At 63.3% G+C, this 12,393-nt stretch carries 14 protein-coding genes; 1 reads left to right on the top strand and 13 read right to left on the bottom strand.

Translation table 11 applies throughout. The features are described 5' to 3' along the window. Positions 1–18: 18 nt before the first annotated feature. From F6S87_RS00275 to F6S87_RS08905, 12 genes are all read right to left on the bottom strand, one after another. Positions 19–456, bottom strand: a complete 438-nt coding sequence (locus F6S87_RS00275) for an FHA domain-containing protein (protein WP_163226696.1) — start codon at positions 454–456, stop codon at positions 19–21. Between the two features lie 5 nt (positions 457–461). Continuing rightward, positions 462–1,340: a DUF881 domain-containing protein gene (locus F6S87_RS00270; protein WP_231129348.1), complete on the bottom strand. Its 879-nt coding sequence runs from the start codon at positions 1,338–1,340 to the stop codon at positions 462–464. A gap of 302 nt (positions 1,341–1,642) precedes the next feature. Further along, positions 1,643–1,975: a small basic family protein gene (locus tag F6S87_RS00265; RefSeq protein ID WP_163226694.1), complete on the bottom strand. Its 333-nt coding sequence runs from the start codon at positions 1,973–1,975 to the stop codon at positions 1,643–1,645. After that, positions 1,975–2,913: a DUF881 domain-containing protein gene (locus F6S87_RS00260; RefSeq protein WP_331270738.1), complete on the bottom strand. Its 939-nt coding sequence runs from the start codon at positions 2,911–2,913 to the stop codon at positions 1,975–1,977. Before F6S87_RS00260 ends, F6S87_RS00265 begins: the two co-directional genes overlap by 1 nt. A gap of 45 nt (positions 2,914–2,958) precedes the next feature. Continuing rightward, positions 2,959–3,588, bottom strand: coding sequence for a CDP-alcohol phosphatidyltransferase family protein (locus tag F6S87_RS00255; protein WP_163226693.1), 630 nt, complete (start codon positions 3,586–3,588; stop codon positions 2,959–2,961). Between the two features lie 103 nt (positions 3,589–3,691). Beyond that, positions 3,692–4,543 (bottom strand): ATP phosphoribosyltransferase, encoded by an 852-nt coding sequence (gene hisG, locus F6S87_RS00250; protein WP_163226692.1) that lies wholly within the window; start codon positions 4,541–4,543, stop codon positions 3,692–3,694. A gap of 91 nt (positions 4,544–4,634) precedes the next feature. After that, on the bottom strand, positions 4,635–4,898 hold the full coding sequence (locus F6S87_RS00245) for a phosphoribosyl-ATP diphosphatase (protein WP_163226691.1): 264 nt from the start codon (positions 4,896–4,898) through the stop codon (positions 4,635–4,637). A 59-nt stretch (positions 4,899–4,957) separates the two neighbouring features. Continuing rightward, a complete protein-coding gene (rpe, locus tag F6S87_RS00240) occupies positions 4,958–5,623 on the bottom strand; it encodes a ribulose-phosphate 3-epimerase (protein ID WP_163226690.1) in 666 nt (221 codons plus the stop codon). Between the two features lie 34 nt (positions 5,624–5,657). Continuing rightward, a complete protein-coding gene (lgt, locus tag F6S87_RS00235; RefSeq protein ID WP_163226689.1) occupies positions 5,658–6,659 on the bottom strand; it encodes a prolipoprotein diacylglyceryl transferase in 1,002 nt (333 codons plus the stop codon). 62 nt (positions 6,660–6,721) lie between these two features. Beyond that, complete coding sequence (locus tag F6S87_RS00230) at positions 6,722–8,077, bottom strand: ABC transporter substrate-binding protein (RefSeq protein ID WP_163226688.1); 1,356 nt, start codon at positions 8,075–8,077, stop codon at positions 6,722–6,724. Between the two features lie 113 nt (positions 8,078–8,190). After that, positions 8,191–9,318 carry an alpha-amylase family glycosyl hydrolase gene (locus F6S87_RS08910; protein WP_407925096.1) on the bottom strand — a complete coding sequence of 376 codons (1,128 nt, stop codon included), beginning with the start codon at positions 9,316–9,318 and terminating at the stop codon, positions 8,191–8,193. After that, positions 9,260–10,027, bottom strand: a complete 768-nt coding sequence (locus F6S87_RS08905; RefSeq protein ID WP_407925095.1) for an alpha-amylase family glycosyl hydrolase — start codon at positions 10,025–10,027, stop codon at positions 9,260–9,262. Before F6S87_RS08905 ends, F6S87_RS08910 begins: the two co-directional genes overlap by 59 nt. A gap of 219 nt (positions 10,028–10,246) precedes the next feature. Here F6S87_RS08905 and F6S87_RS08845 point away from each other — a divergent pair, with 219 nt between their 5' ends. Then, positions 10,247–11,323, top strand: coding sequence for a LacI family DNA-binding transcriptional regulator (locus F6S87_RS08845; RefSeq protein WP_163226687.1), 1,077 nt, complete (start codon positions 10,247–10,249; stop codon positions 11,321–11,323). 169 nt (positions 11,324–11,492) lie between these two features. On the opposite strand, the gene trpA is transcribed toward F6S87_RS08845, so the two are convergent. After that, on the bottom strand, positions 11,493–12,365 hold the full coding sequence (gene trpA / locus F6S87_RS00215; protein ID WP_163226686.1) for a tryptophan synthase subunit alpha: 873 nt from the start codon (positions 12,363–12,365) through the stop codon (positions 11,493–11,495). Positions 12,366–12,393: the final 28 nt, after the last annotated feature.

Genomic DNA, 12,393 nt, shown 5'->3' with positions numbered 1-12,393 from the left:
CCGTTTCGCGTGCCGGGGTCAGTGCTTGACCGCGGCGTTGGTGAAGAAGACGAGGCGGAACTTGCCGATCATGATCTCGTCGCCGTCCTTGAGCACGGCGTTGTCGACGCGCTGGCGGTTGACATAGGTGCCATTGAGGCTGCCGGCGTCGATGACGGCATAGGTGCCGCTGAAGCGACGGAAGACGGCGTGCTGGCGGGACACGGTGGAATCGTCGAGCAGGATGTCGGCGCGCGGGTCGCGGCCGACGGTCACCTCGTCCTCGTCGAGCAGGTAGCGCGAACCGGACACGGCACCGCGCGTGGAAATCAGCAGCGCCGTATTGTCCGACAGCCGCGAGATCGTCTCGAGATCCTCCTGCGTAAGGGGACGGTCGCCGGTCGCGGTGACGGGGATATGGATGGCGGGAAGGCCGATAATGGTGGTCTCGCCCGCGGTAGGAATCGGATCAGTCATATTCGCTATTCTACAATCTTTGCGTACTTATAGTCGGTGGCTTCCTGTACTTCCGTGATTTTCACGGTCGATGGAACCTCTATCGTTACAGTAGCACCAAACTTGACGGAGAGTTGCGAGCCTACGCCGCCGGCCATGTTGACGGCGTTCTCGAGGTTGTCCTTGTCGCCGATCGCCTTGACGGTGTACGGCGCGCTCAGCGTAACGCCGTCGCATTCGAGGCCGCCGTCGGCGTCCTCGGTGACATACGACGACGTGACGATCCTGACGGTGTTCAGCGCGATGACCTCGGCGCCCGCATTGCGCAGCTCCTCGATCAGGTTGAACATCGTGGCGGCGTCGATGTCCTTCGTCGTGCCCTGGGAAATATGGACGATGATGCCCTCGCCCTGCGCCGGCAGCCTGCCGGAGATGATGCCGCTGGCCTCCTCGTTCTCCTGAGCGATCTTCTCGGCCTCGGCTTCCTGGTCGGCGGCCTCCTGCAGCTTGGTCAGCTGGCTCGACAGCTCGTTCTTGCGTTCCTCGAGCGCCGTGACCTGCGAGCTGGTCTCGCTGAGCAACCTGGTCAGCTCGGTTTCCGACATCGTCTCGTAGGACAGGTCGGAGCTGTTGAGCTGGATGACGTAGCCGTACGCCAGCAGCGCGCACAGCACGGCGACGAGTATCGACGACATCAGCTTCGCCTTGAGGGACCGTCCGCGCACCGACAGCAGCGCCGGCTTGGCGCCGTTGGCCTTCGCGCGTCCCCATTGGCGCGACTTGCCGCGGCGCTTGCCGGACTGTCGCCGGTTCTTGTGGACGACGGGAAACGCGCCGGTCGCCGTCTTGTCGTTCTTGCGGTCGCGGGCGCGCTGCTCGGCGTTGACGACCGGAATGACGGGCAGGTTCTCGCTCGTCGGCGCCGTGTCGTCGCCGGACCCGCCGGCATGCGTCTCGGCGACATGGTGGACGAACGGGCCGTGGCCGCCCTTCGCGGCGTGATTGGCGTCGCGCTGCTCGGCAGGCTTCTCGTGCTCGCCGTGGTGGAACGGGTGGTCGAGATGCAGGTCGCGGGGCCTGGGTGGCCGCAGCGGATCGTTCGGATTGTAGGAGTAGCCGGCGTTGTCGGGCGAATCGTCGCCGGTCTGGCCGGCGCCGCGGGGATCGCGAAAATCGTCGTTGAGGAAATCTGCCATCGATTCTCCCCTCAGCCCTTGAAGATGAAGCGACGGATCGTCGAGACGTTCGAGAAGATGCGGATGCCGAGCACGACGATGACGGCCGTCGACAGCTGCGAGCCGACGCCGAGCTGGTTGCCGAGCAACACGAGCAGCGTCGCCGTGATGACGTTCGAGAAGAACGAGATGACGAACACCTTGTCCGAGAAGCTGCGCTCGAAGTAGGCGCGGGCCGCGCCGACCAGGGCGTCGAGCGCGGCGACGACCATGATCGGCAGGTACGGCTGCAGCACGACCGGGATGTCGGGCTGGACGAAGACGCCGATGACGACGCCGATGATCAAACCGAGTACTGCTGCCATCATTCTTCCTTTTCTGCGTACGAGAGCGTGATGTCGGTGGCGCCCGCAAGCTTCATCGAGTTCGATTTCGTCAGCTGGAGCGTCACTCCGAGCTTGGCGTAGGAGTCGTAGAGCGACTTGAGATTCGTCTCCCCCATGAAGTCGGCGAGGCTGTTCTTGTCACCGATCGCCTGGATCTTGTAGGGGCTCTCGACCGGCGTGGTGCCGACGAGGATCTGCGAGCCGGCCGTCCTGATCGACGTGTCCTGACCGATGCGCACGCCGTTGACGGCGACGGCTTCGGCGCCGGCCTGCCACGTCAGCATGACGAGTTGCTGCAGGTCGAGGTCGGAAATGACGGTCGTCACGGTGCCGTCGCTGTCGACGGGATCGGCCAGCGACAGCGAGATGCCGGGACCCTCGACGGCAAGCAGGCCGGACATCATCCGGTCCTCGCGGACCGTGTCGATGGCCGTCGTGTCCTGCTTGGTGTCCTTCTGCGCCTTGATCTGCTGCTCAAGCTTCGAGATCGACGATTGCAGGTCGCTTTCCGCATGCTCGGCGTCCGACAGCTGCGAGGCGAGCGTCGCGCGGATTTCCTTGCGCGGGTCCGACTGCAGCAACCGCACGAACAGGCACGAGACGAAGCCGACGGCAATGCAGATGACGAAGACGACGATGCGCGTGGCCCAGAAGACGGCCTTCGAATCCGGCTTCGTGTTCAGGCGCGAATCGGTGTACAGCACGTCGAGCGGACGGTTCGTCAGGTCGTCGATGAGCTGCATGGAGTCGTCGACGCCACGCCGCGGACGCCGGCTCGCGCGGTCCCCGGCCGACGGCGACTGCACGTGGCTGCCCTCGACGGCGAAGGCGCCGCGCGAGAATACGGCGCGCCGGCGGACGGGCTTGTCCGTCTGCGACACCGGATAGACCGGCGGCATGCTGTCTTCGTCGTGCACTGGAATGTCAACGCCCTTCTGCGTAGGTCCGGTCGTGGAATGCCGTCAGCGTCCGTCCTGCTCCGGCAGGTCGGAACGGTCGCGCAGCAGCGGAATGCCCTGCTTGAGGTAAATGGCGCCGGCGAGCCAGTACAGGGCGATGCCCCAGATGGCGGCCGCCACCGCGAACAGGTGCAGCAGCTGGCATGCCGGCAGCGCCGGCCGGATGTCGGCGACCATGAGGCCGACGATCGAGATCATCAGCACGGCGGTGCCGGCCTTGCCGACGAAATGGACCGGCAGCGGACCGTAGTTGTGCTGGGCGAGCATCAGGATGAAGATGCCCATCGTGATGTCGCGGGCGGCGACGAACGCGAGCATCCACCACGGGATGATATGCGAAATGCTCAGCGCGAGCACCGAGCAGAAAATCAGCAGGCGGTCGGCGAGCGGATCGAGAATCTGGCCGATCTTCGAGACCTGGTTGAACTTGCGGGCGATGAGGCCGTCGAGGCCGTCGGAACCGGCAGAGATGGCGAGAAGTACCAGCGAGGCGACCATCATGTGACGGGTGACCAGATAGGCGATGATCGGGATGGAAATGATCCTGAATGCGCTGATGAGGTTCGGAACGGTGAAGATCAGGTCACGCGGTTCCGGACTGTATTTCTTCTCTACAACCATATGATTCGTCATTACCGGATTTCGTCAAGCCTTCGCATTGGATAGGGTTCTGGTGTGATTATAGAAGCACGGCCACCCGCCTGACAACATCCTGAAGGATGACCGTGCATATTCACTACATGCGCGTGGCGGTGATGGCCGTGACGATGATGCCGCGGGCACCCACTTCGTAGAGCGCGTCCATGAGCTGGTTGACCTGCGCTTTCGGCACCATGACGCGAACGGCGGACCAGTCGCCCTCGTGCAGCGGCGAGATCGTCGGGGACTCGAAGCCCGGCGTGATCTCGACGGCGGCCGAGATGTGGTCGGTCGGGATGTCGAAGTCCATCAGCACGTAGCGTTTCGCGGTGAGCACACCCTGCAGGCGCCTGGACAGCCGCTGCAGGCGCTCGTCGTCCTCGGCGACGCGGGGGCTGCGAATGAGGACGGCCTCGGAATGGACGATCGGATCGCCGAAGACGCGCAATCCGGCGTTGCGCAGTGTCGTGCCGGTCGAGACGACGTCGGCGATGAGATCGGCGACACCGAGCTGGACGCTGGATTCGACGGCGCCGTCGAGGTGGATCGTCTCGGCATCGATGCCGTGCTCGGCCAGGTAGTCCTGCACGAGCTTGTCGAACGACGTGGCCACGCGCTTGCCGTCGACGTCGGCCAGCGTGCGGATGTCGGATTCGTTCGGCGCGGCGAAGCGGAATGTCGAGCCACCGAAGCCGAGGGCCATGTGTTCCTTCGCGTCGGTGCCGGAGTTGAGCAGCAGGTCGTGGCCGGTCACGCCGACGTCGATCGTGCCACGGCCGACGTAGACGGCGATGTCGAGCGGACGCAGGTAGAACAGCTCGACGTCGTTTTCGGGGTCCTGCACGACGAGCTGGCGCGGATTGCTGCGCAGCTTGTAACCGGCTTCGTCGAGCATGGTCCATGCCGGTTCGGACAGCATGCCCTTGTTGGGCACGGCGATGCGGAGCATAGTGGTCTCCTTCGGGATCTGGGAACTGGGGACGGTATAAAGACGGCCGCCGGCGCGGACCGGCGACCGAAAAGGCCCTGGACGGGCCGGATCAGAGGTTCTTGTAGATGTCGTCGAGCGTGATGCCGCGGTCGATCATCATGACCTGCAGGTGGTAGATCAGCTGGCTCATTTCCTCGGCGGTGCGCTCGGCGCCTTCGTACTCGGCGGCGATCCACGTCTCGCTCGCCTCCTCGACGATCTTCTTGCCGATGAAATGGGTGCCCTTGTCCAGCTCGTCGACGGTCAGCGAACCGGCCGGCCTCGTGGCGGCCTTCGTGCGCAGTTCCTCGAACAGCGATTCAAACGTCTTCATGGGTCGTGTCCTTCATTGTCGTTAACGATCGTCGCCGCGCCTGCCGGCGGCGACGGCGGTCAGTCGCGGTAGGCGGCCGCGGCGGCGTCGCGGATCTCGTTGATCGCGTCGCCGGGGTTCTCGGCGCCATAGACGGCGGAACCGGCCACGAGGATGTTGGCGCCGGCTTCGGCGACGATCGGCGCGGTCTTGACACCGACGCCGCCGTCGACCTGGATGTTGGTCTTCAGGCCACGGCGCGTGATCTCGTCGCGCAGGCGACGGACCTTGCCCATCTGGTTGGCCAGGAACTTCTGGCCACCGAAGCCGGGCTCGACGGTCATGACGAGAATCGTGTCGAACTCGTCGAGAATGTCGAAGATCGGCTCGACCGGCTCGGCCGGACGGACGGCGAAGCAGGCCTCGCAGCCCATGTCGTGCAGCTGGCGGGCCAGGCGCACCGGAGCGTGCGTGGCGCCCATGTGGAACGTGACGGAATCGGCGCCCAGCTCGGCGTAGCCCGGGGCCCAGCGGTCCGGATCGTCGATCATCAGGTGCACGTCGACCTTGAGGTCGGTGACCTCGCAGATGCGCTTGACGACGGGCTCGCCGATCGTCAGGTTCGGAACGAAGTGATGATCCATCACGTCGACATGGACAAGATCCGCGTTCTCGATGCGCTTGAGGTCGCGCTCGAGGTTGCAGAAATCGGCGGACAGGATGCTAGGTGCGATTTCAATCTTCATGCGGCCCATTCTATGGACCGCAAGGGACGAACGCCTACTCGGGCTTCTTATCGTGGGCACCGTCCATGCCGGCATCGGGGTCGTCGGAGAACTGGACTTTTTCGTTCCTCGGCTCGCGCCTGTCCTTCTTCGCGTTCTCCTCGGCGAGCTGGCGGCGCTCCAGCTCGGTGACGGCGCGCAGTTTCTCCGACAGCACGTCGGTGAACGGGCACAGTCTCTGGATGACGATGAACGCGACGGCGGCGAGGATGAAGACGATGATCGAGACCCATTCGTTGACGCGCAGGCCGAGGATTTCGTGGGAGAAGTCGATCCTGAGCATCTCGATCCACGAGCGGCCGAGCGTGTACCACATCACGTAGAGGGCGAACAGCGAACCCGCCTTGAGCTTGTTGACGGTCTTGCGGCCGATCCAGACGATCAGCGCGGCGCCGATCAGGTTCCAGATCATTTCGTACAGGAACGTCGGGTGGAACAGCGTGCCGGTCGGGCAGGTCGAACCGTCGTAGCAGCTCTCGGCGTTGCCGATCGCCGAGCCGGTCATGTTGAGCTTGAGACCCCACGGCAGCGTGGTCGGCTTGCCGTAGAGTTCCTGGTTGAACCAGTTGCCGAGGCGTCCGATGGCCTGCGCCACAAGCAGGCCCGGGGCGATCGCGTCCGCCATCAGCGCCATCGGGTAGTGCCTGTGCCTGCACCAGGCCCATGCGCCAAGCGCGCCGAACAGGATGGCGCCCCAGATGCCGAGGCCACCGTGCCAGATGCGGAAGATTTCCCAGAAGTCGCCGTTGGCGCCGAAGAACTTCTCCGGCGTGGTGACGACGTGGTACAGGCGCGCGCCGACGATGCCGGACGGCACGGCAACCAGCGTGGTGTCGAGGATCTGGTCGAACGTGCCGCCCAGTTTCTTCCAGCGCACGGTCAGGATCCAGACACACGCGACAATGCCGAGCAGCATCGTCAGCGCGTAGATGTGGATGGTGAACGGGCCGAGCTGGAACTGCGATATCGTCGGCGACGGAATGTAGGCGAGTGTCATAGTTTCAAGATGGTAGCCGACCGGACCGATTTGGTCCCGTCGGCACCCATCTGTCAGACATGTCAGGCAAAGGACTTCGCTTCCGGCAGCGCGTCCAGTGCCTCGCCGTTGGTCTGCCATTCGGTGGCCCAACCGTCGACATAGGCTTCGTCGACCTGCTTCCAGTCGCCGGTTCCCTGCGAATATTCAATGAGTGCGCTGGCGAGGTCATCCTGCCACTGCTGGTCGGGGATGGTGAAGCTGCGCACTTCGGTGACGCCATTCTTGCCATAGGCGCTGGCGCTGACAACGAGCGGATTGTCAGGCTGCTCATCGGCGCCGAACGTGGTGTAGGGCGCAGCGAACCCCATATCCTTGGCGATGATGGCCTTGGCGTCCTCATCTGTGACGAGCCAGTTGATGAAGTCCAGCGTGGCTTGGCGGTCCTTGTCGGAGGCATAGGCGTTGACGGCCCAGCTGGCGTCGTAGATGCCGACGGGACCATACTCCTCTTCACCTTCGATACCCATATAGTACGGCAGCATCATAAGGTCATCATCATCGACGTCGTTACCCTTGATCTGGGAATAGGCCCATGTGCCGTTCGGATAGAACGCCACCTTAGCCTGTGCGAATTCGCTGGTGACCTCGTCGTAGTTCTTGGTCGAGACCATGCTGGAGGCGGTGGGGTTATGGTCCAGCTGCAGGTCGAAGAGATCCTTGTAATTGGACAGGTAGGTGCCGCTCAGGGTATCGCTGAACGTGGTGTCGAGGTCGCGGTACTCGTAGAACAGGGGAAGCCGGGACATGTGTGCGGTAAACCGGTAGGTACCGGAGGATTCCAGGCCGGGTGTGGCGAAGACGCCGTCGAGCCCGAGGTCGTCCTTATGCTCGTCCATGGATTCGACGACGTTCTTGAGTGTCTGGTAGTCGGTGATGTCGTCCGCGCTGTCGATGACGGCATAGTCCTGGTCCGCGTAGCGCTCGAGGATGGCCCGGTTGGCGATGATCCCGTACCATTCGGCGGCGTACGGCAACGTATAGGAATCTTCCCCTATGCTGTAGGAATTTTCCTTGCCTGCTTCGGTGAGGTTCGCGTACGCTTCGCTGTCCTGGATGGGCTCGAGGAAATCGCTGAACGTGCTGAAGGTGTCGTACCCGGTGATACTGACCATGGTAGGGGCGTTGCTTTTGCCGAGCTCGGTGCGCAGCGTGGTGTTGTAGTCGCCGGAGGTGGCGGTGAGGATGTCGACCTTGACGCCGGTCTGCTGGGTGTAGAGAGAAGCAAGCTGTTCCCACTGGTCGACGACTTCGGCCTTGCCGTTGAGGTAGTAGACGTGGCCTTCGGCGTCATCGCTGCCGCAGGCGGCGACTGCGGGAAGGGCTATGGCTACGCCGAGTACGGCGGCAAGGGCACGGGTGAAGGTGCGGCGGTGCATGGTGGTGCGGTCCTTTCCTATTGGGTGTTGGGTGCGGTGGGATTTGGATGTGACGGGAATAGCGGGTGGGAAATACCAAGGACGGAAGTAACGGTCAGTATCCGTCGAGGGTTCTAGGCATTAGGAAGGAGCCAAACGGTCGTGTCCGCGGGGAGGGTACCCTCTTCCGTCAAGGGAGCGGACGTAAGCACGATCTCGCCTGCGGGCAAGGTGACCGGTGTCTGGCCGAAATTGGTCATGCTCGTCCACCCGTTCGATCTGGTGAACGCAATGACGCCACCCTCTTGTCCTTCGGCGCCGTCCGCCTGGCCGCTCCTACCGTTGAGTGCATGCCATGCAAGGCTGAGGTCGTCGGGATTGAGACGACGGCGGAGGGCCAGCGCCCTTCGGTAGAGGTTGAGCATGGAACTACTGTCTTTGTCCTGGACGTCGACGGCGAAGTCGGCGAACCAGTACGGTTGCGGCAGATGGGGCGCGGCGCCGGGTTCGTCGCCTTGCGACATCGCAGAGAAGCCGAAGGCGCTCGTCTTTTCGTCCCGGACGTCGGAACGCCATGGGAGGGGGACGCGGCATCCATCGCGACCCTTTTCGCTGTAGGGCCCTTTGCTGAACTGCGCGGTGGGGTCTTCGAGCTGGTCCCATGGTATGTCAGCTACTTCGGGCAGTCCCAGTTCCTCGCCTTGGTAGAGGTAGACCGACCCGGGCAACGCGAGTTCCATGAGGAAAGCGGCGCGGGAGCGGCGTTGCCCGAGGGCGCGGTCTTCATGGTAAGCATGGCCGTCGTGGAGCAGCCAGTCCTTGGCGAGCTGGTGATGATCCGCGGACGATATCTGCGGCAGTCCATAGCGACTGGCATGGCGGACGACGTCGTGGTTGCTCATGACCCAGGTGGTGCTGGATCCGGAGCGTTCCGCGGCCTCGAGACCAGCATGGATGGCCTGCAACATGTCGTGGTAGGTCCAGCTGGCCTTGGCGAATTCGAAGTTGAATACCTGACCAAGTTCATCGGGCGAAGCATAGAGATACTGGCGCGCCGGGTTCACCCATGCCTCGGCGACGGCAAAGGCCGGCGGATCTGCTTCATTGAGCACGCGACGCCATTCCCGGTAGATGTCGTGGACGGCGTTGCGGTCGTAGAGCGGATAGCTGCCGTCATCGGGCAGTTCGCCATCGACGTGCACGTCATAGTCGTCGAGGTCGGGCCTGTCCAGATCCTTGGCGAGGCCGTGGGCGACGTCCACGCGGAATCCGTCGGCGCCGTGCGCCATCCAGAACCGCAGGGTCTTGAGGGAGTAGTAGCCGCGCAGATTTTCGGGCAGGGCGCGCCATCCAGAACCGCAGGGTCTTGAGATAGTCTTCGTGCACTTCGGGGTTGTCCCAGTTGAGGTCGGGTTGTTGCGGCGTGAACATGTGGAGGTACCACTGGCCGTCGTCCACGCGCGTCCACGCCGGACCGCCGAAGGACGCCATCCAGTTGGTGGGTGGCAGTTCACCGCCCTCTCCCCTGCCGTCGCGGAAAATGTAGCGGTTGCGTGCAGCGGAACCCGGTGCGGAGGCCAAGGCTTCGAGGAACCAGCGGTGGCGGTTGGAGCTGTGGTTGGGAACGATGTCGACGATCACACGGATGCCGCGGTCGTGGGCTTCGGCTGCGAGTCGGTCGAAATCCTCCATGGTGCCGAGGCGGGGATCTACGGCGCGCGGGTCATCGACGTCGTAGCCGCCGTCGGCGAGCTGGGAGGGATAGAACGGACTAAGCCAGATAGCGTCTATACCGAGGCTCTGCAGGTAGTCAAGGCGGCTGCGCACACCGTTGAGGTCGCCCAGTCCGCTACCCGTGCTGTCTGCGAAGGAACGGGGATAGATCTGGTAGACGGAGGCCTGCAACCACCAGGGCGAAGTCTGCACGGCCGATTCGGTGGTGGACGAAGACAAAGTCGAAGGTGCTGTCATGGTTATGTGTCCTCTCCTTGTTATGTAAGCGCTTACATTTTACGGCGCAACAAAACATGCGGCATAAATTAGGGATTATCGAGCTATTCGCGCCTCACGGCCATCGACAAGGCTGCGTTTCTTGCACTTGAAATGATAGCGCTTTCATTTCTGGTTCGCAAAAGCGGAAGAGGTATGGCGTGTCTTCAGTATTTCCAATTCTTTCGATAAGATGAAAGCGTGAACAACGAGAATCGCGAATCAGCATCGTCATCCCATGTCACCATCGCCGACGTCGCCCGGGAAGCGGGCGTTTCCCAGGCGACGGTCTCGCGCACACTGCATGGTTCGTCAAAAGTCACCGCTGCCACACGCCAACGGGTACTACAGGCGGCGGAATCGCTCCACTTCACCCTCTCCCAGAACGCTTCATCGCTGGCCAGCGGACGCACCAACCGCATTCTGTTTCTCTGCTCAGGACCGCTGGGCAGCTGGTTCAACGCCGGAGTGCTCCAGGGCGCCTACGAAGTATTCCAGCCCGAGCGGTACGACATCACGCCCGCAAGCGTCACGGGGCGCCATGAGCTAGACAACTATGTCGCGTCGCTGCCCACCATGCGCAATGCCGACGCCGCCATCATTTCCTCATTCCAGATGACGGAGCCGCTGGAAGACCAGCTCAGCGCCGTCTCCATGCCGACCGTCGGTGTAGACATTCCCGGCCATACGCGCGGATTCGACGCCTCGGTGGGTATCGACAACCTCACCGGCATGGACCGTGCCGTCCGGCTGTTGCGAGCTCTCGGCCACGACCGCATCGCCTTTGTCTGCGACCGCACCGAGGAGGACATGGTCTACAACGCCACGGAACGACGCCAGGCCTTTCTGCAGTCGGCGGAGACCTGCGGATATAGCACCGACGACGCGACCATCATCACTGCCAACGACGTCAATCCCCGGCCCATCGCCGAGCTCGCCGCGCATTTGGCCGTCCAGCTGTTGGCCTCACCGGTGAGGCCAACAGCCGTGTGCGTCGAAACGGATTTGCTGGCCATAGCCCTGATCAAGGAGCTAAGTCGCCAGCATATCCGGGTACCGGAGGACCTGTCGGTCATCGGCTTCGACGACGCGGCCATTGCCGACGCCGCGGAGCTGACGACCATCCGTCAGGATCCGGTGCAATTGGGACGAGACGCCGCTACGATGGTGCTGTCGCTCCTCCAGGGCCACACACTCGAAAAACCCCACATCCTCATGGAGCCCATCGTCGTATTGCGCAACACCACGGCACGCTACGGCCACGGCGACCAAGACTAACACCCGAATGCAAGAAGGTAACAAAGGTCGTACTCAACGGTTTTCACGGTGAAGCCCTGTTGTCCTGTTGCGTTCCTGCGCTGACAGCGCAGGAACGCAACAGGACACAAACAAACCCAACGACCACCCATACTAGCGATTTTAGGTAGAGCCGAGTATGACTGCTAGTTTATTTGCGGGCGTTGTGGATGCCTTCGGCCAGGGCGGTCGCGCGCTCGGCGAGGAGCGTCAGGCCGGCGCCCGGATCGGCCAGCGCATGGCCGTGCTCGTCCAGCATGGTGTGGACCAGCGCGGAGCCGACGATGACGCCGTCCGCGTACTGGCCGACAGTGCGGCCCTGTTCCGGCGTGGAGACACCGATGCCCACACACACGTTCTCGGCACCGGCAGCGCGGGTGCGGGCGACGAGCTGCTCCGGGGAGCTGGACAGCGTGGCCTGCTCACCGGTGACGCCCATGCGGGAGGCGGCGTAGACGAAGCCGCGGGCGTTCTTCGCGACGATCTTGAGGCGTTCGTCGGAGGAATCCGGCGAGACCAGGAAGATGCGGTCGAGTCCGTGGCGGTCGGAGGCTTCAATCCACTCCCCCGCCTCATCCGGAATGAGATCCGGCGTGATGAGGCCGGCGCCGCCCGCGTTGGCGAAGTCGGCGGCGAAGCGCTCGACGCCGTAATGATAGATCAGGTTCCAGTAGCTCATGATGAGCGGGACGCCTCCGGCGTTGGCGACCGTCTCGACGGCCTTGAACACGCCGGCGATCTTCTCGCCATTGTTCAGGGCGATCTGGGAGGCGGCCTGGATGACCGGTCCGTCCATGACGGGATCGGAGTACGGCAAGCCGATCTCGACGATGTCCACGCCGTTGTCGACGAGCGTCTTGAACGCGGTCAGCGAGACTTCCGGATTCGGGAAGCCGTACGGCAGATAGCCGATGAACGCCGGCTTGTCGTCGGCCTTGAATTCGGCGAAGAGCTGCCGGCACGGGCTGGGCTTGTGGGAGATGCCGAGCGGCTGTCCGGACGGCGTGGTGGTTGCATGGGTCATGGTTTTGTTTACTTCCTGCATGATTGGT

Origin of the sequence: Bifidobacterium choloepi (genome assembly GCF_010667615.1) — a bacterium.
GTDB classification, from domain to species: domain Bacteria; phylum Actinomycetota; class Actinomycetes; order Actinomycetales; family Bifidobacteriaceae; genus Bifidobacterium; species Bifidobacterium choloepi.
Note: the sequence above shows the minus strand (reverse complement) of the source record. Positions and strands in the feature narration are given on the sequence as shown.